At 71.5% G+C, this 26,580-nt stretch carries 27 protein-coding genes and 1 pseudogene; 9 read left to right on the top strand and 19 right to left on the bottom strand.

Annotated elements, in window-relative coordinates:
• Positions 1-185: 185 nt before the first annotated feature.
• Positions 186-539 carry a hypothetical protein gene (locus AB0H56_RS16810; RefSeq protein ID WP_357163487.1) on the bottom strand — a complete coding sequence of 118 codons (354 nt, stop codon included), beginning with the start codon at positions 537-539 and terminating at the stop codon, positions 186-188.
• 98 nt (positions 540-637) lie between these two features.
• Between AB0H56_RS16810 and AB0H56_RS16815 the strand changes: the two genes are divergently transcribed.
• Positions 638-1,339 (top strand): hypothetical protein, encoded by a 702-nt coding sequence (locus AB0H56_RS16815; protein WP_357163490.1) that lies wholly within the window; start codon positions 638-640, stop codon positions 1,337-1,339.
• Between the two features lie 3 nt (positions 1,340-1,342).
• Here the strand turns inward: AB0H56_RS16815 and AB0H56_RS16820 are convergent, their stop codons facing one another.
• The 7 genes from AB0H56_RS16820 to AB0H56_RS16850 form a co-directional block, all read right to left on the bottom strand.
• A complete protein-coding gene (locus tag AB0H56_RS16820; protein WP_357163808.1) occupies positions 1,343-2,452 on the bottom strand; it encodes a metallophosphoesterase in 1,110 nt (369 codons plus the stop codon).
• A gap of 157 nt (positions 2,453-2,609) precedes the next feature.
• Positions 2,610-5,216 carry a rifamycin-inactivating phosphotransferase gene (rph, locus tag AB0H56_RS16825; protein ID WP_357163493.1) on the bottom strand — a complete coding sequence of 869 codons (2,607 nt, stop codon included), beginning with the start codon at positions 5,214-5,216 and terminating at the stop codon, positions 2,610-2,612.
• 112 nt (positions 5,217-5,328) lie between these two features.
• On the bottom strand, positions 5,329-5,952 hold the full coding sequence (locus tag AB0H56_RS16830; RefSeq protein ID WP_357163496.1) for a class I SAM-dependent methyltransferase: 624 nt from the start codon (positions 5,950-5,952) through the stop codon (positions 5,329-5,331).
• Between the two features lie 61 nt (positions 5,953-6,013).
• Positions 6,014-6,544 (bottom strand): VOC family protein, encoded by a 531-nt coding sequence (locus AB0H56_RS16835; protein ID WP_357163499.1) that lies wholly within the window; start codon positions 6,542-6,544, stop codon positions 6,014-6,016.
• A 193-nt stretch (positions 6,545-6,737) separates the two neighbouring features.
• Positions 6,738-8,123, bottom strand: coding sequence for a styrene monooxygenase/indole monooxygenase family protein (locus tag AB0H56_RS16840; protein ID WP_357163502.1), 1,386 nt, complete (start codon positions 8,121-8,123; stop codon positions 6,738-6,740).
• Between the two features lie 44 nt (positions 8,124-8,167).
• Entirely contained in the window at positions 8,168-9,598 is a 1,431-nt protein-coding gene (locus AB0H56_RS16845) for an LLM class flavin-dependent oxidoreductase (RefSeq protein ID WP_357163505.1), read from the bottom strand.
• Positions 9,595-10,815 carry an acyl-CoA dehydrogenase family protein gene (locus AB0H56_RS16850; protein WP_357163508.1) on the bottom strand — a complete coding sequence of 407 codons (1,221 nt, stop codon included), beginning with the start codon at positions 10,813-10,815 and terminating at the stop codon, positions 9,595-9,597. Before AB0H56_RS16850 ends, AB0H56_RS16845 begins: the two co-directional genes overlap by 4 nt.
• Before the next feature lie 104 nt (positions 10,816-10,919).
• Between AB0H56_RS16850 and AB0H56_RS16855 the strand changes: the two genes are divergently transcribed.
• Complete coding sequence (locus AB0H56_RS16855; protein ID WP_357163511.1) at positions 10,920-12,203, top strand: MFS transporter; 1,284 nt, start codon at positions 10,920-10,922, stop codon at positions 12,201-12,203.
• Between the two features lies 1 nt (position 12,204).
• Here the strand turns inward: AB0H56_RS16855 and AB0H56_RS16860 are convergent, their stop codons facing one another.
• Positions 12,205-13,032, bottom strand: a complete 828-nt coding sequence (locus AB0H56_RS16860) for an NAD(P)H-binding protein (RefSeq protein ID WP_357163514.1) — start codon at positions 13,030-13,032, stop codon at positions 12,205-12,207.
• Positions 13,033-13,115: 83 nt separating this feature from the next.
• On the opposite strand from AB0H56_RS16860, the gene AB0H56_RS16865 reads away from it, so the two are divergent.
• Positions 13,116-13,916 (top strand): LLM class flavin-dependent oxidoreductase, encoded by an 801-nt coding sequence (locus AB0H56_RS16865; RefSeq protein ID WP_357163517.1) that lies wholly within the window; start codon positions 13,116-13,118, stop codon positions 13,914-13,916.
• Positions 13,917-13,942: 26 nt separating this feature from the next.
• Here the strand turns inward: AB0H56_RS16865 and AB0H56_RS16870 are convergent, their stop codons facing one another.
• From AB0H56_RS16870 to AB0H56_RS16905, 8 genes are all read right to left on the bottom strand, one after another.
• Positions 13,943-14,356, bottom strand: coding sequence for a helix-turn-helix transcriptional regulator (locus AB0H56_RS16870; protein WP_357163520.1), 414 nt, complete (start codon positions 14,354-14,356; stop codon positions 13,943-13,945).
• A 324-nt stretch (positions 14,357-14,680) separates the two neighbouring features.
• Positions 14,681-15,589: a LysR family transcriptional regulator gene (locus AB0H56_RS16875; protein ID WP_357163523.1), complete on the bottom strand. Its 909-nt coding sequence runs from the start codon at positions 15,587-15,589 to the stop codon at positions 14,681-14,683.
• 33 nt (positions 15,590-15,622) lie between these two features.
• The gene (locus AB0H56_RS16880; RefSeq protein WP_357163526.1) at positions 15,623-15,874 is read right to left on the bottom strand and encodes a TetR/AcrR family transcriptional regulator C-terminal ligand-binding domain-containing protein; all 252 of its coding nucleotides are present in this window, start codon (positions 15,872-15,874) and stop codon (positions 15,623-15,625) included.
• 18 nt (positions 15,875-15,892) lie between these two features.
• Positions 15,893-16,888, bottom strand: a complete 996-nt coding sequence (locus AB0H56_RS16885) for an iron-containing redox enzyme family protein (protein ID WP_357163529.1) — start codon at positions 16,886-16,888, stop codon at positions 15,893-15,895.
• On the bottom strand, positions 16,885-17,094 hold the full coding sequence (locus AB0H56_RS16890; RefSeq protein WP_232998997.1) for a CDGSH iron-sulfur domain-containing protein: 210 nt from the start codon (positions 17,092-17,094) through the stop codon (positions 16,885-16,887). The genes AB0H56_RS16885 and AB0H56_RS16890 overlap by 4 nt, the downstream gene beginning before the upstream one ends.
• Positions 17,072-17,740: a HemK2/MTQ2 family protein methyltransferase gene (locus AB0H56_RS16895; protein ID WP_357163532.1), complete on the bottom strand. Its 669-nt coding sequence runs from the start codon at positions 17,738-17,740 to the stop codon at positions 17,072-17,074. Before AB0H56_RS16895 ends, AB0H56_RS16890 begins: the two co-directional genes overlap by 23 nt.
• Positions 17,741-17,791: 51 nt before the next feature.
• Positions 17,792-18,346: a type 1 glutamine amidotransferase domain-containing protein gene (locus AB0H56_RS16900; RefSeq protein WP_357163535.1), complete on the bottom strand. Its 555-nt coding sequence runs from the start codon at positions 18,344-18,346 to the stop codon at positions 17,792-17,794.
• A gap of 26 nt (positions 18,347-18,372) precedes the next feature.
• Positions 18,373-18,606 carry a hypothetical protein gene (locus tag AB0H56_RS16905; protein WP_357163538.1) on the bottom strand — a complete coding sequence of 78 codons (234 nt, stop codon included), beginning with the start codon at positions 18,604-18,606 and terminating at the stop codon, positions 18,373-18,375.
• 125 nt (positions 18,607-18,731) lie between these two features.
• On the opposite strand from AB0H56_RS16905, the gene AB0H56_RS16910 reads away from it, so the two are divergent.
• The 6 genes and pseudogenes from AB0H56_RS16910 to AB0H56_RS16935 all read left to right on the top strand — a co-directional run bounded on the left by AB0H56_RS16910 (position 18,732) and on the right by AB0H56_RS16935 (position 24,350).
• Positions 18,732-19,220 carry a DUF6328 family protein gene (locus AB0H56_RS16910; RefSeq protein WP_357163541.1) on the top strand — a complete coding sequence of 163 codons (489 nt, stop codon included), beginning with the start codon at positions 18,732-18,734 and terminating at the stop codon, positions 19,218-19,220.
• Positions 19,221-19,316: 96 nt separating this feature from the next.
• A pseudogene (locus AB0H56_RS16915) lies at positions 19,317-19,804 on the top strand (NAD(P)H-dependent oxidoreductase); the annotation flags it as partial.
• Positions 19,805-19,921: 117 nt separating this feature from the next.
• Positions 19,922-21,292, top strand: a complete 1,371-nt coding sequence (locus AB0H56_RS16920; RefSeq protein ID WP_357163544.1) for an MFS transporter — start codon at positions 19,922-19,924, stop codon at positions 21,290-21,292.
• A 46-nt stretch (positions 21,293-21,338) separates the two neighbouring features.
• Entirely contained in the window at positions 21,339-21,998 is a 660-nt protein-coding gene (locus AB0H56_RS16925; protein WP_357163547.1) for a response regulator transcription factor, read from the top strand.
• 16 nt (positions 21,999-22,014) lie between these two features.
• On the top strand, positions 22,015-23,436 hold the full coding sequence (locus AB0H56_RS16930; protein ID WP_357163550.1) for a HAMP domain-containing sensor histidine kinase: 1,422 nt from the start codon (positions 22,015-22,017) through the stop codon (positions 23,434-23,436).
• Positions 23,433-24,350, top strand: a complete 918-nt coding sequence (locus AB0H56_RS16935) for a TAXI family TRAP transporter solute-binding subunit (RefSeq protein ID WP_357163553.1) — start codon at positions 23,433-23,435, stop codon at positions 24,348-24,350. Before AB0H56_RS16930 ends, AB0H56_RS16935 begins: the two co-directional genes overlap by 4 nt.
• A 5-nt stretch (positions 24,351-24,355) precedes the next feature.
• Here AB0H56_RS16935 and AB0H56_RS16940 read toward each other — a convergent pair whose 3' ends face one another.
• Positions 24,356-24,979, bottom strand: a complete 624-nt coding sequence (locus AB0H56_RS16940; protein WP_357163556.1) for a TetR/AcrR family transcriptional regulator — start codon at positions 24,977-24,979, stop codon at positions 24,356-24,358.
• A complete protein-coding gene (locus AB0H56_RS16945) occupies positions 24,976-26,436 on the bottom strand; it encodes an alpha-L-fucosidase (protein ID WP_357163560.1) in 1,461 nt (486 codons plus the stop codon). Before AB0H56_RS16945 ends, AB0H56_RS16940 begins: the two co-directional genes overlap by 4 nt.
• Positions 26,437-26,580 lie beyond the last annotated feature (144 nt).

Consider the following 26,580-nt stretch of genomic DNA (forward strand, 5'->3'; position numbering starts at 1 on the left):
ACGACACGTCTCACCCGTCCCACGCTCCCCGATCCGGCGGAGCCCATTCCGCCGGTACCGGGCCGCCCCGACCCCGTTCCGCCCGAACCCCGTCCCGACCCGGTGCCGCCTCCCGAACCCGCGCCGCCGCCGGATCCGTTCCCGCCGATCCCCGACCCGGACCCGCCGCTGCCGCAACCGACGGCTCAGGCGGTCGCGCCGGCGCCGGCGCCGAGATAGACGGTCATCAGCAGGAACAGGAACCAGCCCGCGCCCTGCCACAGCGGCCAGCGCTGGCCGCGGCGCCACGCCAGGTAGGTACGGACGAACGCGCCGAGACCGCCGAACAGCAGGATCACGGCCGGGGTCAGCAGGACGGCGGCTTTCGCCGGACCGTCGCACAACGTCGTCGGGGCGTCCGCGCAGGCCGACCTGCCCCCTGCCCAGATCGCGGTCGTGGCGGCCACCAGCGCGGCCGTCACGATCACCGCGACCAGGTAGCGGGCGGCCTGCCTGCCGGCCGGGCCGTTCGTCCAGCGCTTGCCCGCATCATCGACCATCACCATCACCTCGCTGTCCGGGTTTCCGGTCCCACCCGGACCAAACAGCCGTTTCGCCCTCGGTCGGGGCCTACTCACCGTGCGACGAGGAGCGTCGTGTGCCGGAGAGCTGGCCGACCGACGGCTGGCCCGCCGCCGGCTACATGCGCGAAAAGGCTTATTGCGAACGGCTTCTCGACCGGTTCGAGGCGGAGCATCCCGATCGCCGGGTCGTGCGGGTGCGCCCCGCGTTCAGTTTCCGGCGGGAGTCGGCCAGTCAGCAACGGCGGCTGTTCCTCGGCCCGCTCGCGCCGAACGGGCTGCTGCGGCCCGGTCTGGTGCCGGTGCTGCCGGTGCCGCGTGGGCTCCGGTTCCAGGCCGTGCACAGCCGCGATGTGGGGCGGGCTTACGCGCTGGCCGTCACCACCGACGCCAGGGGACCGTTCAATCTGGCCGCCGAGCCGGTGGTGGATCGGACCGTGCTCGGCGATGTCCTCGACGCCAGGACCGTGTCGGTGCCGCGGGCGCCGGTCCGGGCGGGCCTGGCGGCGGCGTGGCACGTGCGCCTGGTCCCCGCCTCGCCGGATCTGTTCGACGCGATGCTGCACCTGCCGCTGATGGACACCGGCCGCGCCAGGTCCGAGCTGGGCTGGACGCCACGCTTCGGCGCGGACGAGGCCCTGTCCCACATGCTCGCCGGTCTGCGCGTGGGCGCGGGCAAGAACACCCCGCCCCTCGATCCGCGCGCCGGCGGACCGCTGCGCGTCCACGAGTTCGCCACGGGGATGGGCAGCCGGGAGGACGCCGAGCTGCGCGTGTGAGGTTCAGCCGGCGCGCAGGGTGAGGACCACGATCTCCGGCGGCACCCCGAGCCGGACCGGCGGTCCCCACGCCCCCGCGCCGACCGTGGTGAAGGTGCGCATGTCGCCGAATCGGTCCCAGCCCGAGACCGTCGGATTGGCCCAGCGCACCGGGTACACGAACGGCCACAGCTGGCCGCCGTGCGTGTGGCCGGACAGCTGCAGGTCGACGTCGCGTTCGCCCGCCGCGGGCGCCTGGCGCGGCTGGTGAGCGAGCAGCAGCGTGAAGCGGCCCGGATCGGTGCCGGCGAGCGCGGCGTCGAGATCAGCGGCGTACGGCGCCGGGGCGGCGTAGTCGTAGACGCCGGCGATGTCGATCGTGGCGCCGTCGATCGACAGCTCGGTCCTGGTGTTGCGCAGCGTCTCGATGCCGAGGGTCTCCCAGTGATCCAGCCAGGAGCCCACCTCGTCGACGTAGCCCTCGTGATTGCCCGCGACGCCGATGACCCCGTACCGGGCGCGCAACTGCGCCAGCGGCGCGATATCGCCGCTGACCAGGTCGACCGCGCCGTCCAGCAGATCGCCGGGCAGCACGATGAGATCGGGCCGCTGCGCGTTGACCAGATCGACGATCCGCGCGGTGAAGCCGGGCCCCCGGGCGGCGCCGACGTGCAGGTCCGACACCACGGCCACCCGGAGCCCGTCGAACTGCCCGGGCAGATCGGCGAAGCGCTCCTCGGTCTCGACAACGCGCACGTTCTCCGCCTGCACCACGCCCACGCCGACCGCGCCGAGGGAGACCACGACCGCCACGGCGGACAGTACCCGGAGCCAGTGGGTGCGCCGCGTCGAACCGGTCAGCCGCAGGACCAGCAGCACCACCCCGATCACCAGCAGCCCGAGCAACAGGTAGAGCAGCACCACGAACCAGGTGTAGCCCAGCCACACCACCGGCCTGACCGGGCCGGGCGCGTACACGCTGCCCGCGCCGAGCGCGATCACCGCCGCGACCCAGAGCAGGCCGAGCAGGATCCCCGCCGCGACCTTGGGCCGGCCGGGCACACCGGTGGCCACCACCAGGCGCCGGTACAGCAGCCAGTGCACCGGCGCGGCCACCGCACCGACGATGATCATCTGCAGCACAACAGGTTTCCTTCTCCGAGACCGATCGACGTCCGGGGGTGCGGACACCTGATTTCGCGCGAATTCCGGCCGCGCGGTCCGGGTTCGGCACCGCGTGCGGGCCGGCCCCCGACGGTACCGGCACCACACCCGCCGCCGGCCGTCGCGGTCAGTCCGCGAGGAGTTCCACGTAGCCCTCCGTGCCGTGCACCCGGATCCGCCTGCCGTCCCGGATCAGCGCGGTGGCGTTTTCCACCCCGACGACGGCGGGCAGCCCGTATTCGCGGGCGATCACCGCGCCGTGGGTCATCACGCCGCCGACCTCGGTCACCAGGCCCGCGATCGCCACGAACAACGGGGTCCAGCTCGGATCGGTGTAGGCGGTGACCAGGATGTCGCCCGGCGCGAGATCGGCCTGGGCGATGTCGGTGAGCACCCGCGCGCGACCTTCGACGGTCCCGGCCGAGACGGCCATGCCGGGCAGCGCGCCCGCGGGCAGGTCGTCTCGCCGGTACGCGCCCGTGAGCGCCTCGCCGTCGGAGGTGAGCACGCGCGGCGCGGTGAGCGACTGGTAGGAGCGGAACGCGTCCTTGCGCTCGTCGAGGAGTCCGGGGCGCACCCGCCGGGTGCGGACCAGCGCGGCGAGTTCGTCGAAACGCAGGTAGTAGATGTCTTCGGGATCGTCGAGGACGCCCGCGGCGACGAGGCGCCCGGCCTCGCGGAGCAGCGCCTGCTTGTAGACGAAGTAGCAGCTCACCATCGCGTACTTCGGATACTCCCGATAGCCGGCGAAGGTGCGGACCCGCTCGATCGTCGCCGCGGTCTCCTCGGCCTTGCGCGCGCCGTCGGGCAGGGCCCGGACGCGGTGCAGCAGTTCGCGTTCGGCCTGTTCCGCGGCGCGCAGCCCGTCCTCGAAGCGCCGCTGTCCGGCACCGGGGGCGAAGGTGCGCACATTGCCGAGGATGGTCGGCACGAGGGTGGCGGGCCGTTCGCGCCAGCGCGGCCTGGTGATGTCGATCTCGCCGACGCACCGCATGCCGTACCGGTCCAGGAATCCCTCGATCGCCGCGCGGGCCGCACCCCCGCCGGGCCGGTCGGCGAGCTCGTCGAGGAACCCGGCGTCGGTGCCGTGCTGCTCGACCTCGGTCAGGTAGGCGACGACCGCGGGCAGCGGGCGGATCACGTCGGCGACATCGAGCAGTGCCAGCCCCATCTCGGAGGTCACGTTGCCGGGGACCGATTGGGTGAGGACGTCGGCGGCGTTCTTCTCTCCCAGCCATTCGCCCAGCCGGTCGTTGAGCCACCAGGTGGCGTCGATGGCGGCATTGATCACCTGGAGGCTGCGCGGCAGGAACAGCGTGCGCCGCAGCTGCTGGATGTCGTTGCCGATGAAGTCCAGCAGTTCCGGACCCGCGAGCGGTTCGATCGCCCGCCGCAACTCGGCCACGTAGTTCTCGCAGTGCGCGATCAGCTCGGCGACGATCGCCGGGTCGGTCGGCAGGGGTTCCGGCGTCGGCACGGCCGGTGCGGTGGCCCGGTCGGCGGGCGGCGCGAGGGGGACGAAGCCGTCGCGGTCGAGGACGGTGCGCAGGGCGTCGCCGATCAGCGGGTCGGACTTGCCGAGCCCGTCGACCACGGCGGCGCGGGTCGCCGGTGCGGAGAGCGCCGCGGTGACGTCGACGAACAGCCGTCCGCCCGCGTCCCGCATCACGGCCGGGCTGGTCAGTTGCCAGACCGAGAGTCCGAGCGGCTTCATCGCGTCGGTCATCATCTGCTGGTGCCCGACCGAGACGTAGACGTGGTTCGCGGTGTCCCCGGCAGCGGGGATCGGGAACAGGGTGGTGATGGGCCTGCTCTGCACGATGCGGAATTCCGTCCCGTCGCAACACCATTCGATGTCCTGCGGGGCGCCGAAGTGCGCTTCGATCCGTCGCCCGAGCCGCGCCAGCCGCAGCACCTCGTCGTCGGTGAGAACGCGCTCGGTGCGGGACTGTTCGCCGAGCTCGCACACCTCGGTGCCGCCGCCGGGAGCAGGGCGCACCGCCAGCTTCTTGGTCGCGATCGACGCGCTGACGACGGCGTCCTCGCGCACCCGGTAGACGTCGGCGTTCACCAGACCGGAAACGAGGGCCTCACCCAGGCCGAAGCCGGCGTCGATGGACACCACCGTGCGGTCGGAGGACACCGGGTCGGCCGTGACCATGATGCCCGCGGTCCGCGCGAACACCATCCGCTGGACGACCACCGCCATCCGGATCGTCCCGCTGTCGAAGCCGTTGCGCAGCCGGTAGGTGATCGCCCGCTCGGTGAACAGCGAGCCCCAGCAGCGGCGCACGTGGTCCAGGATCGCCGCAGCGCCCACCACGTTCAGATAACTGTCCTGCTGCCCCGCGAACGACGCGGTCGGCAGGTCCTCGGCCGTCGCGCTGGAGCGCACGGCGTAGGCGTCGTCGGCGCCGAGCCGGGCGTGCGCGGCGCGGATCTCGGCGGCCACCGCGTCGGGGACCGGCAGTTCTTCGACGGCGCCACGCAGCCGGGCGCTCAGCGCGCCGATCCCCGCGCGGTCGTCGGGCGCGAGCCCGGCGAGCTCGTCGAGGAGCTCGTCGAACGACGGCGCGGCGGCCACCACCGCGGCGAAGGCCTCGGTCGTCACGCAGAACCCGTCGGGCACCGCGACACCGTCGACGCGCGCGAGTTCCCCGAGGTTCGCGCCCTTGCCGCCGACCATCGCGACCTGGGTCCGGTCGATGTCGCCGAAGTCGAGCACATACGCCATCGCGCTACTCCTCACCTGGTGGTTTCGGTTTTCGCGAGCGATTATGGACGACAATTCGGCGCCTCATGAGGGCCCGGAATCGTGTATACAGTAGAAGGGGGAAGGGCAGCGCTCAGTGCGCGCGCGACAGTACCGCGACCAGGAAATCGGCGTCGTCGGCGAAGGGTCGCAGATCCCAGGTCGAGAGCAGCAGATCGGCTGCGAGACCGCATGATTCGGCATCGGCGAGGAATTCGGGGAACGGGTAGCCGCGCTCGGCGCCGAAACCGATCACCGCGCGCCCGCGCGGGCCGAGATGCCGGGCGAATCCCGTCAGTACCGCCGGTCGCGTGCTGGGCGCCAGGAATGTCATCACATTGCCCGCGCACACGATGAGGTCGAAATCGGCCGCGACGCCGTGGGCCGGGAGATCCAGTTCGGCGAGGTCGCCCACCAGCCAGGTCGGACCAGGATGGTCCGACCGTGCCGCCTCGATCAGCACCGGGTCCACATCGACACCGACGACGGTGTGCCCGGAACCGGCGAGATAGCCGCCCGTCCGGCCCGCTCCGCATCCTGCGTCGAGTACGCGGCTGCCGCGCCCGAGCATCGCGTCGACCATCCGCGCCTCGCCGACGATGTCCTCGCCCTGGGCGGCGAGATTCCGGAATCGCTCCACGTACCAGGTGGAATGCGCCGGATCCGCGGCTGTGAGCTCCTCCCAGCGGCTGGGGACCCGCCCGTTGCCTGCACCCATCAGCACCTCCTCGTCACTGGGCAACATACCCACCACGAGCCGGGTGCCCACACCGCGGCGTTCAGGACGACGCGGCCCGGCGTGCCGCGACGCGCGCCCAGACCTGCGGATCGGTGCGAGGCCCGCCGGGGGTCGTCGCGCCGTATCGGTCGATCTGGGCGGCGATGTCCAAGGGCGCGGTCAGCGCCGTTCCCGGCGCCAAGGCCTCCTCGACGTGCTCGTCGGGGACCAGCCAGCACACCTCGAATTCGATGCCGTCGGGGTCGCGAGCGTAGAGGGCCTTGGTCGAGCCGTGGTCACTGGCCCCGGTCAGCGCGTGCGCGGCGGCGAGCCGATTCCTGACCTCGGCCAGTTCCGCGAGCGTGTCCACCTCCCACGCCACGTGGTACAGCCCCACCGAGCCCCCGGGCGCCGCGGGCCTCCCGGCCTGGAACAGGCCGAGGTCGTGGTCGTTGGCCGAGCCGGGATGACGCAGGAACGCGCCACCGGGGAACGACTCGGGCAGTTGCTCGAACCCGAGCACGTCCTCGTAGAAGCCGAGGCTGCGCGGCAGGTCCGCCACGAACAGCACGATGTGATTGATTCCCCGCATCGACGGCGACCTTCCTCGAACGACAGCACTCCCCCACCACGCTCCCACGCGGCCGTCACGGGCGGAACACCGGTGACCACGGAGCGGGAGTTTCGAGTGCCTGTCCGTGTCGTTGCCGGGTGGACGCCGTCGCGGTGCCCCGGAGGACGCCACCACCCGGCAACGAGATCGGTTGTCGTGCAGAGTGATCGGGTCAGGCGCGGGTGAGCGCCCCCGCGTACCCGGAGCGCGCGAACCGTCCGGCGGGCTGGAAACGAGCGAGCAGCTCCGCGGCGGGTACGCCGGTGACCTGCTCGATGTAGGCCCCGGCCTGGTCGACGGTCTCGACGCCGAGGAGGGGCCGCGGCTGATGCAGCAGCCCGACCAGGGCCGAGGCGAACCGGGGGTCGACCGCGGCGGCGGCGAAGAACTGACCGCCGATGTCGGCGAACGCCGGGTCGCTGAGGAACAGACGGGTCACCTTGGCGGCGGCATCACCGCGGGCGGCGAGGAATTCGGCGTAGCGCGCCGCGATCCAGGCCTCGTCGAAGGCGCCGTCGTGCACCGCGGCGGCGGCCACCAGGCGCTGCGCCTGGATCAGGCCGCTCTGCGCGCCCTGTCCGGCGATCGGGTCGTAGGCCACCGAGGTGTCGCCCAGCGACGCCACGGGATGCCCGCTCGCCGTGCGGCCGACGCCCGCCCGCACCACCGGCCGGACCGAACCGGTCAGCCACGAGTGCGGGTCGTCCTCGATCACCCTGGTGGCCAGCACTTCCGGCAGATCCCAGTCCGCGTAGTCGCGGTAGAGCTCGGTGACCACGCGGTGGGCCGATGCCGCCGAGTCCGCGGTGGCGAAGCGGCGCTCCCAGTCGCTGCCCGGCCGGGCCCAGCCCAGGAACGCCCAGCTCGGGCCCGCGTCCTTGTGCAGGTAGGGACCCCACCAGCCCTCGCCCTGATCGGCGAAGATGGAGAAGCCGCTGTGCGCGCCGCCGGCCGGGCCGCGATGGGCGAACACGTCCGGGTCGTGACCGAGGCCGGTCACCGTCACGGTGAGCAGCTTCCGCTGCGGTGCGTCGTAGACCGTGCGGCCGGTGTCGATGGGGAACAGATCGGACAGCCCCGCGCGGCCGGTCGCGACGAGGGTCAGGTCGTGGGCGGCGGCGATACCGTCCAGGGTTTCCGGGGTGACCTGCTCGACCACGAAGCGGCCACCGCGCGCGCGGAACGCGGTGAGCCGTTCGTCGGCCTTGAGCCTGGTGTCGACCGCGACCCCGACGTAGCCGTCGAAAGCGCCGTCGAAGGCGATCAGTTCGTTGCGGTCGGGGTCGACCACACGAACGCTGAGCCCGGTGTGCCGGGGAGCCCTGGCGGTGTAGGTGTCGAGTCCGAGTGCCAGCTCGGCCTGTTGGGCCTCACCGAATTCCAGGGCGGTGCCGGTGGCCGGAACGTCGTCGCGGAGGGCGGGCTGGTCGCGGTCGCTGTAGAGCGTGACCGTGAAGCCGGCGTCGAGCAGACCTAGCGCCGCGGAGACGCCGGTCTGTCCGGCGCCGACGATCGCGGCCGAACGCGTGGAACGTGAAGCGGGATTCTGCGATGTCATACCGGAATGGTGCGCGATTCCGCTCCGCCGCAGCAGGGTTGTACTCAGCGGGAGTCGATGGCCGAACCGGGCCGGGCCACCGCGTCGGCCAGCACGGTCGAATTCGGCCCGCCCACGCGGTAACTCGCGCCGCGATGCCCGTCCGGGAGCCGGTCACCCGCGCCGAACAGCGCGTGCCGCAGGGTGCCGCCGCTGTATTCGGCGGCATACGCGCCTCGCGCCGTGAGCACCGGAACCACGTGCCGCACAATGTCTTCGAACGTGCCCGGGGTGATCGCGTACGCCAGGTTGAATCCGTCCAGGTCGGTGTCGGCCACCCACTCCTGCAGCTGGTCGGCGACGGTCTCCCCCGAGCCGACGAACACCGGTCCCATGCCGCCGATGCCCGCCCAGCGGCCGATGTCGCGTACGGTCCACTCGCGCCCGTCGTCGTCGAACTCCTGGAACGCGGCCACCGCCGACTGGATGGCGTTGCTGTGCACCTCGCCGATGGGATCGTCGAGGTCGTAGCGCGACAGGTCGATGCCCATCCACCCCGACATGAACACCAGGCCGCCCTCCACGCTCGCGTAGGACAGGTACTCCTCGTGTTTGGCGCGCGCGGCCTCGTCGGTGGCGTCGGTGACGATGGTGGCCAGGGCGTAGATGCGCGCCGCGTAGCGATCGCGGCCCGCCTGCTCGAGCGCGTCCCTGATCCGCGACACCGTCTGGGTGAGTACGCGTTTCGAAGGGGCGGCGACGAAGATCGCCTCGGCGTTCTCCGCGGCGAAGCGCACACCGCGCGGTGAGGCGCCCGCCTGATAGATCACCGGCGTGCGCTGCGGCGACGGCTCGGACAGGTGGATGCCGGGCACGCTGAAATGCCGTCCGCGATGGCCGATGTGGTGCACCTTGGCCGGATCTACGTAGACCCCGCTCGCGGCGTCGCGGACCACCGCGTCGTCCTCCCACGAGCCCTCCCAGAGCTTGTAGAGCACCTCGAGGTACTCGTCGGCCTGGTCGTAGCGGTCGTCGTGGTCGAGCTGGTCGTCGGCGCCCATGTTGCGCGCGGCCGACGGCAGATAGCCCGTCACCACGTTCCAGCCGATCCGGCCGTCGGTGAGATGGTCCAGGGTCGACAGGCGGCGGGCGAACGGGAACGGATGCTCGAACCCGGTGCCGGTGGTGACGCCGAAACCGAGATGCTCGGTCACCGCGGCCATCGCCGTCACCAGCAGCAGCGGGTCGGCCACCGGCACCTGCGCGCCCTGGCGTAGCGCGGCGATGTCGTTGCCGCCGTAGGCGTCGTAGATGCCGAGCACGTCGGCGATGAACAGACCGTCGAAGCGCCCCCGCTCGAGCAGCCGGGCGAGCTCCGTCCAGTAGCCGAGCTCCTTGTAGCGGTGCGACTGATCGTCGGGGTGGCGCCACAGTCCCGGCGACTGGTGGGCCACGCAGTTCATGTCGAAGGCGTTGAACCGGATCCGCCGCGTCATCGGTCCCCCTCCACCGCGGCCCGCTCGCCCGCGCTCCAGCCGAACGGCAGGTCGGTGCCGTTGAGCAGATGATCGCCCACCACCCGTGCCTTCTGGATGGCCGGATTGTGGACGGAGATGGTCCGCGCGTTGCGCCAATGCCGGTCCAGGCGAAGGCCTTCGGAGACGATGGACGCACCGCCGACCTCGAACAGCAGGCTCGTCGCGGGCAGCACGGTGTCGATCACCGCGAGCTGGGCCTGGGCGGCGGCCAGTTCCACCTCGGTGAGCGCGCGGTGGTCAGTCGCGCCCGCCGCGAGTACCTCGTCGAGCAGATCGGCGACCGCGAGCACGGTCGCGCGGGCGGCGAAGGCGGCCGCGGACAGCTTCCCGATCACCTGCTGCACGAGCGGATCGTGGCGGGGCAGATCGGCGGCCGAATGGGTGTAGCCGCGGGTGCGGCGCGACACCCATTCCCGCACATCGCTTTCGGCGCGCTGCGCGATGCCTGCGAGCACCGCGAGCTGGACCAGCTGGAGGTAGGCGGTGGCGTAGGTGGGACCGGGCACCCCGTAGCCGGGCCCGAGGATCTGCTCGTCGGTGACGCGGACCGCGGCGAACTCGGTGGTGCCGCTGGCGGTGAGCCGCTGGCCGAACCCGTCCCAGTCGTCGTGCTGGCGCACACCGTCGGCGCGGGCGCCGACCAGCACGCCCACGCGTTCGCCGTCGCGGTCCGCCGCGACGAGGATGTGGTCGGCGTACAGCGAGCCGGTGCTGTAGTACTTGGTGCCGTCGAGGCGCCAGTGCTCGCCGTCGCGGGTGAGCCGGGTCCGGTAGCGGTCGACGGCGCCGACCCCCGGCTCGGTGATCGCGTTGCCCACCAGCGTGCCCGCGCTGATCGCGCGCAGCCACCGCTCCCGCCCCGGCCCGGCGTCGGCGAGCAGCTGGTCCTCGACGAAGGAGAAGTGCACGCGCAGCGCCTGCGGCAGGTTCGACTCGGCCGCGGCCAGGGCGATGAGCTGGCGGAACAGCTGGCGCACGCTCGCGCCGTGGCCGCCGTACTCCACCGGCACCCGCAGCGCGCCGAAGCGGGCGGCCCGCAGGGCGGCGATCTCGGTGTGCGCGAGTTCCCGATCGGTCTCGCGGGCGACGGCGCCCTCGGCGATGCGGGCGAAGATCGGGGCGAACAGCTCGTCCAGGGCGGAATCGGCGACGCGTGCCTTCTCTGTGGATGTCATGTCCTCACCATGACCCGGCCGGGCCGCACGCTCACCGGTTGCGCGCAGCGCGATCACAATGGGTGCGCTCGGCGCGCGGGCGCCGGCTCTGCGACGATGACCCCATGAGCACCACCACCCGTCCGGGTGTGATCACCGCGAGCACGCTGGCGCTGCTGTCGTCGCTGTATTTCGCCCAGGGTCTGCCGTTCGGCTTCTTCACCCAGGCATTGCCGGTGGTGCTGCGCGAATCCGGTTTCTCGCTGGTGGCGATCAGCGCCTCGGGGGTGCTGTTCCTGCCGTGGGCGCTGAAATTCCTGTGGGCGCCCTATGTCGACAGGTACGGCACCCGCCGCACCTGGCTGCTCGTCCTGCAGCTGACCGCGGCCGCGATCGCGATGCTGCTGGCCTGCCTCGACCTGTCGGCCTCGCTGCGCTGGCTGTTCGTCGGCATCGTGGTGGTGAACCTGCTCTCGGCGACCCAGGACGTGGCCACCGACGGCCTGGCCGTCCGTCTGCTGGGACCACGCGAGCGCGGTCTCGGCAACGGTATCCAGGTGGGCGCGTACCGGATCGGGATGATCGTCGGCGGTGGCGCGCTGCTGTGGCTGTTCGCCGTGTCCGGCTGGCGGCTGCTGTTCCTAGCCATGGCCGCGCTGATCCTGCTCACCACGGTGCCGGTGTGGCTGCTGCGCGAACCGGTCGCCGACCGCGCACCGCGCCCGCGTTCGGTGGCGATGCCGGTGGCCTGGCTGACCCGGCTGCGCAGACCCGGCGTGCTGACCTTCATCGCGCTGATCGGGGCGTTCAAGTTCGGTGACTCGATGGCCGCCGCGCTCACCGGGCCGTTCCTGTCCGACGCCGGGCTCGATCTCGGCCAGATCGCGCTCGTCAAGGGCGTGCTCTCCTCGGCCGGGGCCCTGGCCGGCGCCGCCGTCGGCGGGTGGCTGGCCTACCGTTTCGGGCGGCGCCGCGCCCTGCTCCTCGGGGGTGTCACCCAGACCGCCAGCATCGCCCTGTATCTGGTCGCCGCCCTGGGGCTGGGTGGCTTCGAGCTCCTCGTCGCCGCCTCCCTCGCCGAGCACGTCTTCGGTGGCGCGGCGACCGTCGCGGTGTTCGCCCTGATGATGGACGCCGCCGACCCCGACTACGCGGGCACCGATTACACGCTGCTGGCCTGTGCCATCGTCGTGGTCCAGGGGACGGCGGGCATGGCGGCGGGCATCGTCGGCGACCTGTTCGGCTACCCGGCCCTCTTCGGCACCGGCCTGGTGCTGTCCGGGCTGGGGTGCGCCGCACTGCTCGCCGGCCTGACACGGCGCCTCGGACCCGCGACCTTGTACACGCACGACACCGCGCCCCGCGTCCGCGGGGAGGCCACCGCGGAGCACGGCGTCACGCCACGCTGACTCAGCGGAAAGCCTCGACGTTCTCCTCGGCCCAGCGCTGAAAAGTCCTGGCTGAGCCGGTGATCCGGGTGACCGTGTCGCGCACACGCAGCAGGTCGTCGTTCACGTCGCCGCCGGTGACGTCGAGGACCGCGTCGGCGGCGTCCCCGAAGACCTCGCGCATGCGTGCGAGGGCTTGCGCGCGGGTGATCTCGACGATGTCGATCTCGCGGCCGAGCAGCGCGGCCAGGGTCTCGATCTGCCTGCGTGCGCTGATCGGCGCCGGTCCGGTCAGCGCGTACCGCTGCCCGCGGTGGCCCGGCTCGGTCAGCGCGACCCGGGCCACCGAGGCGATGTCACCGGGATGGATCGTGGGCAGCGCGGTGTCGGCGAACGGAAGCCGGATCGGTTGTCCCGCTTGGATCTCCGCGGCCCAGAGGAGCGCGTTGGAGGCGAACTGGGTGGGCCGCAACACGGTCAGGTCCATGCCGCTCGCCGCGAGGAGCTTCTCGACACGCGCGTTGCCCGCGGCCGCGGGCAGATGCGGGTGGGTCTCGACGGTGATCGACGACACCAGGACCACGTGCTCGACCCCCGACCTGCGCGCGGCCGCGATGATCTCGGCATCCGGGCCGAGATTCGGCACCAGCACCATCGCGCGCACCCCCTCGAAGACGGCGGGCAGCACCGAGACGTCGGCCAGGTCGGCCTCGACCGCCTCGACTCCGGCTGGGAACTCCGCGCCGCCCACATCCCGCGTGACCGCTCTGAGCGGTTCGTCCGCGCCGATGTGGAGCTCCCGAAGCAAGGTGCGGCCGATGTTCCCGGTGGCGCCGGTCAGCAGAATCATGAGCGTGTCCTCTGGTCGAATGCGCTGGGCGACACCACGCTAAAATCTCAACCATTGTCGAGGTCAAGCCCTAGACTGCGGGCATGGTCCTGCGACACGGGGTGTACCTGCCACCATTCGGCGAACTGGCCGATCCGCGAGTGCTGGTGGACCTGGCGGCCGAGGCCGAGGCAGCCGGGTTCGACGGGGTCTTCCTCTGGGATCACGTCGCCCGTCCGCGTGAACCTGGCCTGCCGGTGGGTGACGCGTGGATCGGGCTGGCCGCGATCGCGGCCGCCACCCAGCGGGTCGTCCTCGGGCCGCGAGTCACGCCGCTCTCGCGCAGGCGCCCACAGGATGTCGCCCGGGAGAGCGTCGCCCTCGACCTGCTCAGCGCGGGCAGGCTCGTGCTGGGGGTCGGCCTCGGTTCCGACGCCACCGGCGAATTCGCCCGCCTCGGTGAAGTGACGGCGCCACGCGACCGGGCAAAATTGCTCGACGAGGCACTCACGGTACTCACCGCACTGTGGTCGGGCGAGGTCGTCGACCACCCGGGTCCGGCGTTCCCGGTCGACAATCTCCAGTTCCTGCCACGCCCGCTGCAGCGGCCACGTATCCCGATCTGGGTCGCCGCCCAGTCGGTCCGTCAGGCACCGCTGCGGCGCGCGGCCCGCTACGACGGGCTGTGCCCGGAAGCCACACCAGCCGAGCTCGCCGCCATGCTCGCGATCGTCGCCGAGCACCGCGGTGGCGATCTCACCGACTACGACGTCGCGATCGCCGCCCCCACCGACGACGAGCGCGCGGCCTATGAACGCGCGGGCGCCACGTGGTGGTTGACCCAGCTGCCGCCGGGCATCACCCGCGACGCGGCTCTCGCCCGGCTGCGCAGGGGTCCGAACTGATCGAGATCCCTTGACACACAGCGTGATCAGGCGTCGTGGTGGATGTCGACCAGCAGGCCGTCGCCGGCGCGCAGGCGCTCCGCCATGGTGACGAGAATGTCGAGGGATTCGCTGGACAGACCGATCACGCGGGTCAGCAGCGCGCGTGGTTGCGCGAGTTCGAGGCTGCCGATGATCACATGGTCGTCGGAGGTCGGGTCGGGCAGTTCGGTGACGAAGAAATACGCGGGCTCGACCTTGAAGTATTCCGCCAGTGCCGCAACGGTTTTGGGTGACGGGTTGCAACGGTCACCGGACCGCAGCTGCGACAGGTACGGCGCCGAGATGCGATGCCCGGCCGCGCGCAACGTGCGGGCGACGTGACGGTTCGTGCACTGCGGCGCGCCCGGCGCGGCGGCATTGTCGAAGAGCTCGTTGAGGCGGGCGGCGAAGTGCGTCACGGTATTTCCTCGGCTTCAGAAACGTCGAGATCCATGGTGGGCCACGGAGTGTGGTCCTGGCAACATCCGCAGCAAACCTGCGGCTTTCATCACAAAGCCAAGGGGCGCCGCTTGTTTCACCCGTAGAGGGCGAACCCGCGGCCGCGCCGGGGTTGCCTCCCAGCCGCCCTGGCGCGTCGCGCCATCACTCCGCCCGCGTTCCTGGCGTGGCCACTGCTGGCCTGGACGGCGTGCTGCCGGCTGATCTTCGAACCCGCGCCCTGGCTGCTGGCCACCACCGCCGTGGCGCTGTTGCTCGTCGGCATCTGGCGGGCGAGCGCCCCGTCACCGGCTCCCCTGGCCACCGCCGACCGGTGACGCGACGTCGAGGGCGCCCGTGACCGCGCCGAACGCGCGGATCACGGCGTTCTCGGCGTCGGTGCGCCACACGAACGCCCAGCGGCAACGCGGCCCGTCCGACATCGGCACGTACGCGATGCCGGGGCGGGCGTAGTAGTGCACGCAGTGCTCCTGCACGAGGGCCACCGCCCGCCCGGTCGCGATCGTCGCCAGCATCTCCTGGAAGGTGTGCACGCACGGGCCGCGCCCGATCGGACGGCCCGACGGCGTACGCGGGGGAATCAGCTCGTCCGCCCAGTAGCCCGGGGCGACCGTGCCGATATCACACAGGCTCCGCATGCCCAGATCCTCCAGCGATATCGTTGCGCGAGTGGCCAATTCGTCGGTGTTCGCGACCGCGAGGCGCATCGGTTCGGCCAGCACGACCGGACCGACGGTGAGGTCGGGTTCGCGCAGCGGTAGCCACACCAGCTGGACATCGACCGCGCCGGCGCGCACCGGGCCGAGCGGGTCGGCGAAGTGCGCCTCCCGCAGCACCAGCTCGATCCCGGGATAGGCGTCGGCGAAGGCACGCAGCGGGGACGCGATGACGTGCCCGAGCGCTCCCATGATGCCGACCGTGAGGACCTCCCCCATCCCGCGCGCGGCCGACCGCGCCCTGGCGACCGCCGATTCGATCAGCAGGCTGCCGCGCCGCAGTTCGTCACGCAGCTGCGCACCGATGGGCGTGAGTGCCACCGCTCGGCTCGTGCGGGTGAAAAGCGGTGCGCCGATGCGCCTTTCCTGCTTCTTGATCGCGTGACTGACCCTGGACTGGCTGATGTGCAGCCGCGTGGCCGTCCGGCCGAAGTGCAGTTCCTCGGCGAGCGTCAGGAAGATCTCGATGTCACGCATTTCCATGAGCGGACCGGACGGCGTGGTGTGCGCCTACGCCGGAACGACGCCGGTGGCGAGCGCGGTGGTCGCGACCACGCGGACCAGCTCGGGGACGCGGGCCGGGTCTTCGTCGAGCACGATCAGCCACGCGTAGAGCGGACCGAGCAGCAGTGCCTGCACCAGTGCGGGATCGGGCCGACTCGCGAGTTCGCCGCGCCCGATCGCGCGATCGAGCACCGCCGCGATCGAGGTGTCGACCCGCTGCTCGCGGGGCCGCCCGCCCGACTGCTTCGCCTTCACCACCGGGCCAGCATACGAAACTTACAGTTTCGAAAGCAAGCGATCCGACCGCAGCGAGCTGCGCCCCTGCTGCCACGCGCCGAGAACGTGCTCGGTGAAGCGGCTCTCGAGCAGATCGGTGGCCTGGATACCGAACACGATGCCCGCCGCGTGCGCGGGGTCGGCGGCGAGCAGACCGTCGATGACGCGATGACGCATGACCTGTTCGTGCACGGCGTCGGCTTCGACGTGCTCGGTGTAGAAGCGGACGCAATCCGGATGTGGGAGCAGCTGACCGACGACCTCGGCCAGCCGTCGCGAGGCGGGCGAGGAGGTGATCTCCACGGCGGCGAAGTGACCGACCGTCGCCGCGCGCAGCGATCGGTGCAGCCCGAACAGCGACATCATGTCGACCAGGGCGAGCATGGGCGCGCCGACATCGTCGAGATAGTGCAGGTAGCCCGGATCGAGGCCGGCCCCGGCGAGGAGGTCGGCATAGAGCTGGGCGTGCACGTTCTCGCCACGCCCCCCGCCGAATTCGTCGAACTCGACGGCCACCAGCGCCGCCTTCGGATCGCCGCGCAACCGCGGGATCACCCACGCGTACGGGTCCGCCTCGATGTGGTGGTAGATCGAACGGTGCGCGAAGTATTCGCGCAACTGGCCGGGCTCGCCCTGGTCGGCGAGGAATCCGGCGATGTCCGGCTGGGTGCGCGGCGCGGTGAGCAGACGGTCGAGTTCGGCGTGCACGTCGTCGCCACCGGGGACGTGCTCGCGCAGGTCTGCGAGCAGAACCGCTTCCAGGGCGGCCCGCCACGCGAGCAGGCCGGGGTCCCATTCCCAGTCCTCGTCCACGTCGGCGAATCCCTGATAGTGCAGCTCATAGCAGGTGTGCAGGGCCAGCAGCAGGTCCTCGTCGCAGGCGTGGCCCGGCGCGATTGCGGGCAATGGCGAGCCGGGGTCCTTCAGTAGCACCTCGGCGGTGGCGCGGGACAGTTCCCCGCGAGGCTCGGGAAGCGGGCGGGCGGCGGCGCTCATGTGGCCTGTCTCCTGGTCCGGCGATGGCTGGTGTCGCACAGCGGATAGTTCGCCGAGCGGCGGCACAGGCACAGCGCCACCACGAAGCGGTCGCTGCGCACCACGCGGCCGTCGGGCATGTGCAGTTCCACCGGTCCCTCGATCAGCGCGGGACCGTCGGCGGTGTACTCCACGCGGCGCCGATCACGGGAGCGCGAGCTCGACACTGGGTTCTCGTTCGGCACGGATCACCACCAATTCCTCGGTCCGCTGGGATGTCTCGATCAGTCCGCGTTCGGCCAGCCACACCGACCTGGACCGCAGGACGGGTCCGAACGCGACGCGCGCCCGCGCGACCACCGAGGCACCGGCCAAGCCGGCCCGCAGCTGCGTCACCGTGCGCTCGGCGTCGCTGAGCGCCGAGTGCACGATGAGCGCCACGCCGCGCTCGGTCAGCAGATCCGGCAGCGTGGCGCACAGCCGGTCCAGCACGCTGCGGCCGTCCGGCCCGGCGTCCCAGGCCCTGGCGCGACCGCGGCTCGGCGTCCCCGGCGCGGGGACGTAGGGCGGGTTCGCCACCACCACGTCGAACCGGGGCAGTGCGCGCGCGGACTCGAAGCCGCCGTGCACCAGTCGCACCGGAACCCCCCTGGCCCGGCAGTTGAGCCAGGCCGAAGCGAGGGCGCGACGCGAGATGTCCACCGCGGTCAGCTGGGCGCCGAGCAGACCGGCCGCGGTGCAGCCGAGAATGCCGGTGCCCGCGCACACGTCGAGCACGGAACCGCCGCGGGGCAGCGGTGCCTGCCGCAGGGTCTCGGCCAGCAACCAGGTGTCGGCCTGCGGGCGGTAGACGCCCGGGATTCGGAATACCATCACACGGCGGATATAGCCCGGCCGGGGATTTCCAATCAGCGCACCCGAGCGTCAGTGCCTGCCCTCGGCGAATTCCTCGACGATCTTGGCGCAGAACGCGGGGAGGTCACCGGGATTCCGGCTCGAAACGAGTCCGTTGTCGGTCACCACTTCTTCGTCGACCACCGTGCCGCCCGCATTGCGGATATCGGTGCGCACACTGGGATAGGCGGTGAGGGTCCGGCCGCGCACGGCATCGGCTTCCACCAGGGTCCACGGCCCGTGACAGATCACGCCGATCGGTTTTCCGGTGGCGACGAATTCCTTCACGAAACCGACCGCCGACGGATCCTGCCGGAGTTTGTCCGGATTCGTCGTGCCGCCGGGGAGCAGCAGCGCGTCGAAATCGTCGGGGCTGGCCTCGGCGACGACCTGGTCGACCGGGAACGTGTCGCCCTTCTCGACATCGTGATTCATCGCCTGGATGGTGCCGGATTCCAGGGACAGCAGCGACGTGGTCGCGCCCGCGTCCTCCACCGCGGCGCGCGGCTGGACGAGTTCGACCTGTTCCACTCCGTCGGTGGCGAGAATGGCGACGCGCTTTCCGGTCAGGGTGTGCTGGGGCATGAATGTTCCTTTCCTCGACTACGGATTCAGGCGCTGTCGACCAGCGCGTCGTGACCCGCGTGGCGGGCGCAGTTGGCACAGCAGTACACGGTGTCGGCGGATTCCACGCCGTGGCCGAGGACGCGGCAGCCGCAGTGCGCGCAACTGGGCGCGATCTTCGACGCCGCGCATTCGATGCTGTCGAAAGTCCAGTTCTCGCTGTCGCGGCTCACGGTGAAGGCCCTGGCGTATTCGTTGCCGCAGGTGTCGCAGACGGCCATGGTGACCACCTTTCGTCGGTCGGCACGTTCACAGGGCGCGCGTACCCGGCCGCGCGCGTCCGAATCGGCGACGCGGAACTGGGTATGCGCGTGCTGTGGGAACGCGCACTGCGAGGTGATGACCGATGGACGACTCCGCCTGGAATCTCGATGTCCGCGGCGAGAACGAGACGCAACGCCTCGACCGGAACTGGTCGTCGCTGCTGCAGGAATTGCGCGTGGTGCAAACCGGGGTCCAGCTCCTCACCGGCTTCTTGATCGTGTTGCCGTTCCAGCCGCGCTTCGAGGCGATGAGCACACCGATGCGGGTGCTGTACCTGATCGTGTTGTCGTCCTCGATCGGCGCGACCGCGCTGCTGGTCGCGCCGGTGGCGGCCCATCGGATCGTCTTCCGGCAGCATCAGCTCGCCTGGCTGGTCCACACGGCGCATCAGCTCGCGCTCGGCGGACTGGCTCTGCTCGGCGTCGCGCTGGTCGGGGTCGCCGTCCTGCTCTTCGACGTGGTCGCCGGGCCGCTGGCCGCGGTGGTGGCCGGCGTGCTGTTCGGCGCGCTGTTCGTCGTGACCTGGCTGGTGCGGCCCCTGCTCGAACGCCGCCGATCCGCGCGCCGGTGATCCTCGGCCACCGGTTCCCGTTTCACGCTGACCGATCCGGGAACCACCGCTGAGTGGAAGTCGGGCGACCGGATGCATACGGGCGCCGACGGCGCATCGATCCGCATCGCCGATTTCGACATCCGGCCCGGCGTCAGCGCCGACGAAGGCGACGGCGACCAGTGGCCGCTGATCCGGCGTCGCGTCCTCGACGCCGACATCGTGCTGCTCGCCACCCCGACCTGGCTGGGCCATCTGTCCTCGGTCGCGCAGCGGGTGCTCGAGCGCCTCGACGCCGAGCTGTCCAGCACCGACGACGCGGACAGGCCCATCCTGTTCGGCAAGGTGGGCATCGCCGCCGTGGTCGGCAACGAGGACGGCGCGCACAAGATCGTCGCCGACACCTTCAGGCGCTCGACGACGTGGGATTCACCATCCCCGCCCAGGGGTGCACGTACTGCAACGGGGAAGCCATGCAGGGCGTCGACTACAGCGACCTGCCCGAAACACCCGACCCGGTCCGCGCGACCACCCGCACCATGGCGCGCAACGCCGCCCACCTCGCCCGCCTGCTCCGCGCCGAGAACTACCCGGCGCAGAGCTGACCCGGCGATCGTCCTAAGGGAACGTTAGGAACCTCCCGCGCGGCTTCCGTCCCGCCTGTGACAGCCGACACAGTGGTCTCCGACGGCGCAATGCCGCGCCGATAGAGGAGGTCCAAGGTGACAACGACACAGGCCGGTGGGGAACGTCGAGTGGTGGCGAACGTGCTGCGCGGCTCGATCGGCAACCTCGTCGAGTGGTACGACTGGTACGTCTACGCCGCGTTCAGCGTGTACTTCGCGAAGGCGTTCTTCCCCGACGGTGATCCCACGGCGCAACTGCTCTCGACCGCGGCGGTGTTCGCGGTCGGCTTCATCATGCGCCCGATCGGGGGCTGGGCCCTCGGGCGCTACGCCGACCGGTTCGGCCGCCGCGCCGCGCTCACCCTGTCGGTCACCGTGATGGCGGCCGGGTCGCTGATGATCGCGGTGACACCCGGCTTCGCCACCATCGGCATCGCGGCCCCGGTGCTGCTGCTCCTGGCACGGCTGCTGCAGGGTCTCTCGGTCGGCGGCGAGTACGCCACCAGCGCGACCTATCTGTCGGAGGTGGCCTCGCCCGGCCGTCGCGGCTTCTACTCCAGCTTCCAGTACGTCACCCTGGTCGCGGGCCAGCTCACCGCCCTCGGCGTGCAGATCGTCCTGCAGCAGGTGCTCACCGCCGAGCAGATGTACAGCTGGGGTTGGCGCATCCCGTTCCTGATCGGCGCGGGCGGCGCGATCGTGGTGATGCTGCTGCGGCGCGGCATGGACGAATCCGATTCGTTCAAGGCCGTCGCCGGTTCGGCCGAATCCGCCGCGACGTCGACCGGCAACGCACGCGGCTCGCTGCGGGTGCTGCTGCAGTACCCGAGGGAATGCCTGCTGGTGGTCGGCCTGACCATGGGCGGCACCGTGGCGTTCTACACCTACACGACCTATATGCAGAAGTTCATGATCAACACCTCGGGCATCTCCAAGGACACCGTGGCCTGGATCAACTTCCTCGCGCTGCTGTTGTTCGTGGTGCTGCAGCCGATCGCGGGTGGCCTCTCGGACCGGGTGGGTCGCCGCAAGCTGCTCATCTTCTTCGGTGTCTCCGGCACGCTGCTGACGGTGCCGATCATGTCCCTGCTCGCCCACACCTCGAACCCGTTCGCCGCCTTCGGCCTGATGATGACCGCGCTGGTGATCGTCACCGGCTACACCTCGATCAACTCGATCGTGAAGGCCGAACTGTTCCCCACCAAGATCCGTGCGCTCGGCGTCGGGCTGCCCTACGCGCTCACGGTCGCCGTGTTCGGTGGCACCGCCGAGATGATCGCCCTGGCTCTGAAGAAGGCCGGTCTGGAGTCGCTGTACTTCTTCTACGTCGCCGGGTGTGTCGCGATCTCGCTGCTCACCTACTACTTCATGCGGGAGACCTCGACCGAATCGACCATCGACGCCGAAGGCGCTGTCGCGGCCGACCCGGTCGAGCCGGAACCGGCGATGGCCGCCGTGCGTGGCTGACCGTCCGGCATCCGCGCCGGTCCTGCCCCTGTGGGAGGATCGGCGCGTGCGGCTTGCGGTGGTCGAGGACGACGACGGAGTGGGCGACGCCCTGGTGGAGGCGCTGTCCGCGCGGGGCTACCGGGCCGAGCGGCTGCGCCGCGGCGCCGATCTGCTCATCGCCCACCGCGACTACGACGCCGTGCTGCTCGACCTCGGCCTGCCCGACGCCGACGGATTGCAGATCCTGCGCCAACTGCGTGAGGTCAGCGCGATCCCCGTCCTGATCCTGACCGCCCGCAGCGACGAACGGTCCATCGTGCGCGGCCTGCGCGCTGGCGCCGACGACTACGTCGTCAAGCCGCCGCGCATCGCCGAGCTGATGGCGCGGCTCGAGACCGTGCTGCGCCGGGCCGCCGCCGTCGCCGTGCGGGCCAGGACGGAGGTCGTCACCGGTGACGTCCGGGTGGACCTGCGGGCCCGGGTCGTCGAGGTGGCAGGCGCGCCGATCGCGCTGACCCAGAAGGAGTTCGAGCTCGTCGAGGTCCTAGTGGAACGTCCGGGCGCGGCGGTGAGCAGGCAGCAGCTGATGGACCGCATCTGGGGCGACGCCTTCGTGGCGGTCTCGCGCTCCCTCGACGTCCACATGACCGGGCTGCGCGCCAAGCTGGGCAGGCCGGGCCTGATCACGACGATCCGCGGCTACGGATATCGGTGGGGCGAGTGAGCACCGGAGGACCGCCGTGCGGCGCAGGCTGCTGAGCGCGCTGACCGTCTTCGCCGCCCTCGCGGTGCTGGCGTTCGCGGTGCCGCTGTCGCTGACCGCCGCGACCAGCCGCACCCAGCAGCTGGTGCTCGGCCGCTCCGGCGACGCCGACCGCTTCGCCACCCTGGCCGACGCGACCGGGTCGACCGGCGGCGTGCGGGCGCTGGCCGACGAGGTGACCCGCTATCACGAGCTGTACGGCGAGAACGTGCTCGTCGTCGATGCCCGCGGCGCGCCGATCGTCAATGCCGGTGTCGCGGTGGACGATCCACAGATTCGTGCCGCGGTGGCCGCGGCTCGGCGCAATCAGCGGCCGCAGCAGGTGGACCGGCTGACACCGTGGGGCGCGCCGGTCATGCTCATCGCGCGCCCGGTCGGCTCGGGTGTGCAGGTGAACGGCGCCGTCGTGATCGAGGCGTCCACGGCGGCCGCGCGCACGGACATCGCCCGGGTGTGGGCGGTGATCGCGGTCGGCGCGCTCGGCGCGATGGTGGTGTTCGTGCTGCTGGCGCTGGTGCTGAGCCGGTGGGTGCTGCGCCCGCTGGCCGCCATGTCGGACGCGGTCACCGACCTCACCGCGACCCTGCCGAAGCCACGCGGGCGCGCCCCGATCACCCGGCGGTACGGCGGTCCGCCCGAGGTCAGGGCGCTCGCCGAGTCGGTCGACGCGATGGCCACCGCCGTGGCCGACTCCGCGGACGCGCAGCATCAGCTCGTCGCCGACACCGCCCATGCCATGCGGAATCCCCTCGCCGCCTTGACGATTCGGCTGGACTCGCTCGAATCCGCCGTCCCCGCCGCGGCGTCGCCGACCTTCCGCGGCGCCACCGCCGAGGTGGAACGGCTCACCGCGCTGCTGGACGATCTGCTGCGGCTGGCCGTCGCCGAGACACCCGCGGCCTTCGGCACGACGGCCTCCGCCGAGGAGTGCTGCGATCCGGCGCAGGTCGTCGCCGATCGCCTCGACGCGTGGACCTCCGCGTTCGACGAGGCGGGGATGCGGTTGCGCACCGCGCCGCCGTCCGTCCCGGCCGTGCCGGGTGGCGCGCGCCCGCTCGCCGCGATCAGCGCCGCCGCGCTCGCCCAGATTCTCGATGTGGCCCTGAGCAATTCGTGCCGGTACGCGGGATCGGGCGCGCACGCGGTCGTCACGGTGTCGGCCGAGGCGGGCACGGTGACGGTGCGCGTCGCCGACGACGGACCCGGCGTGGCCCCCGACGAACTCGACCGGCTCACCGCCCGGTTCTTCCGCGGTTCCGCGGCGGCCGCGGGCGGCACGGGTCTCGGCCTGTCGATCGCCCAGGCCCTCGCCAAAGCACGCGGCGGCGCATTGACGGTCGAGGCGGTGCGCCCGCACGGGCTCGCCGTCGCGGTCCGGGTCCCGGCGGTGGCGCGATGAGCGGGGCGCCGATCAGCCGTCGCCGGATGCTGGCCCTGGCCGCGCTGGCATCGGCGGGGGTGTTCGGCTGCGATTCGGGCAGCCCGGCGACGGTCCGGCTGGCCTCCGGGGAGGACGGCGGCTTCTACTTCGCCTTCGCCCAGTTGCTGGCGGCCGTCGCGCGCGAGACCGGCGACCTGCGGATCGAACCGGTGCAAACCGCGGGCTCGCAGCAGAACCTGCGGATGGTGGCCGACGGGGAGGTCGACACCGCGCTGGCCCTGGCCGACTCGGCGAGCGATTTCGGCGGTCGCGTGGTGGCCCTGGGCCGCGTGTACGAGAACTATCTGCAGCTGGCGGTCCGCGCCGACGGCCCGCTCACGCAGATCGGCGACCTGCGTGGCCGCCGCGTCAATCTCGGCGCCGCCGGCTCCGGCGCCGCCGTCACCGGCGCGCGCCTGCTGAGCACGGCCGGTCTCGACCCCGCCGACGTCGCCGTCGAACATCAGCCGCTGCGTGCGGCCGCCCAGGCATTGACCGACGGCACCATCGACGCCCTGCTGTGGGCCGGTGGGGTGCCGACCGCCGCGCTCACCGTGCCCGACCCCATGCGGCTGCTCGACCTCGGCGCGCTGGCCGCGCCGATGCGCGAGGCCTACGGCCCAGTCTACGACCGCGTCGCGATTCCCGCCGACGCCTACCCCGGCAGTCCGGCGGTGCACACGATCGGCGTCGCGAACCTGCTCCTCGCCACCGCCACCCTGCCCGACGAGACCGCGGGTGCCCTCGTCGACCTGCTCGTCCGGCACGCGGACGCCCTCGTTCCCGCCGAGGCCGCGGGCACCCAGTTCCTCGACGGCCGCTTCCTCATCGGCACCGGCACCGTCCCGCTGCACCCGGGCGCGGCCGCCGCCTACCGCCGCAGGCACGGCTGACACCGTCACCCGGTGGCGTCTCGGGCCGCCGCGTCCCGCGGGGCGACGGTCGCGAGCTGGATCGTGGCGAGCAGTTCAGTGGTGCAGGCGCTCAGGTCGAAGTCGGGTCGGGCCGCGGCGCGCAGGATGACGCCGTTGCGGAGGGAGAGAATGAATCCGGCCATGAGATCTGGATCGAACGCCCGGAAGTCCCCGGCTCGTTGCCCCTCCGCCAAGAGGCCGGCCAGCTTCGCGCGATCCGAATCAGCTTGCCTGTCCCGGGCTTCGGTGTCCGCGGCGACCGTCTGCAGCTGCAGCATCGTCACCAGATGATTGCGGTGCTCGCGGATGAACGTGCAGTTGGCGGTCACGAAGTCGGCGAGACGTTCGGCCGGGGTGCCGTGGCCGGTCCGGGCGGCGACGAAGGCGGTGAAGTCGGCCATGATCGTCGCGATCACCTCGGTCATCAGGTTCTGTTTGCTCGCGAAGTGGTAGGAGATCAGGCCCGTGCTGCTGAGCCCCGCCGCGGCCGCGATGGCGCTGAACGACGCACGGGGATAACCATTCTCGGCGATGGTGTCGATCGCCGCCCGCACGATCTGGGCGCGTCGCGCGCGCTCGATCGCCGTGGGCTCCGTCCGCTTCCTCATCGCGCGCCGATCGCCAGCACGTAGGCGTGCCGCTGCGGCGCCGCCTCGGGCGGCAGGTCGATCACCACGTCGCCACCGCTTCGGCGCCACGGCAGCTCGGCCCGCCCGCCGACGAGCCCGACCGTATCGATGTGCGGTAGCCGGACATCCCGCAGGACGATCTCGCCACCGGGCTGGTCCTCGAGCACGATCACGAAAACGGTGCCGTCGGTACCGCGGGTGAACCTGACCTGGGCGCCCGAGGCGGTCGTGGTCGACGGCCGTTCCCACGGCTCGGTGTCGTAGATCGCGGCCGCGTTCCTGGCCAGCCAGGTACCGAGTGCGCGCAACGGCGACAGTTGCAGCTCCGGGATCCGTCCCGCACCGTCGGGACCCACGTTGAGCAGCAGATTCCCGCCCTTGGCGACGACGTCGGCGAACAGGTGGATCAGCTCCGCGCCGGTCAGGGTGTCGGCGGCGGTTTCCTGGGCGTTGTAGCCGAACGAGCGTCCGAGCCCGCGGGTGAGCTCCCACGCACCGGCCGGGGCGGTGGCGGGGGGCGTGTATTCGTGGGTCGCGATGTCGTAGTGGAAGTTCTTGGCCGGTTCGGGAATCGGGGTGCCCCGCGCGGCCATCACCTTCAGCGCGACATCGAGGAATCGCAGATACACCGCGCGCACCACCCGGTTGCCCGGCAGTGCGGGTTGCACCCAGCGATCGTTGACGAGGCCGTCGTCGACCGTGTCGTAGAAGTGGGCCATGATCTCGTGCGGGTCGACCTCCGCGGGCCAGCCCATGTCGTTCCACAGGATCGAGGGCCGATAGGTGTCGATCAGTTCGCGCCACTGCGCGGCCGCGTAGCGCGCGTAGCCGGGGCCAAGCGCCTGATGGCGGATCAGGTCGGTCATGGTCCGCATCGGCTCCGTCCGGAACGACCAGTCCATCCCGCCGCAGTAGTAGAGCCCCATCCGCAGGCCCTCTGCCCGCACCGCCAGGGTGAGGTCGCCGACCAGGTCGCGACCCGCACCCGAGTGCCACGGAAGGTGCGGGTGCTCGACCGCGGTGGGCCACAGTGGGTAGCCGTCGAGGTGGCGCGTCACCAGGACGACATACCGCGCGCCGACCTCGGCGAAAAGCCGTGCCCAGCCGGCGAAGTCGACATCGCGTGCCGCCCGCTCGAACGGCGGGCCGAACTCGGCGTAGGGCGCGTCACCGTAGGTCGCCGCGTGATGAATCGCGGTCGGCGAGCCGGGCACGCGCAGGGAGTTCTGATACCACTCGGCGTACGGGATCCGGTCCGCCGTGGTCTTCCCGGCGGTCAGATCTCGCATGAAGGCGGTGTAGTCGGCCTCGGCGCGCTCGGCATAGGCCGGCACCGAGTACAGGCCCCAGTGCACGAAGATCCCCAGCTTCGCCTTCCGGTACCACTCCGGGACCGGCCGCGCCGCCAGCGATTCCCTGTCCGGCGCATACCTCACGACCGACCTCCACCTCAGCGCACACACGATTTTGCTTGTCCGAGCAAAACTAGCACGCGCGAGCAAACTCATCAGAACGCGCGCCGAACGGAGCTGGGATGCCGACGATCTCGCGGCTTCCGCTGTCGCCGATCCGGTCTCGCG

The sequence above is a fragment of the Nocardia sp. NPDC050717 genome (genome assembly GCF_040654275.1).
GTDB lineage: Bacteria > Actinomycetota > Actinomycetes > Mycobacteriales > Mycobacteriaceae > Nocardia.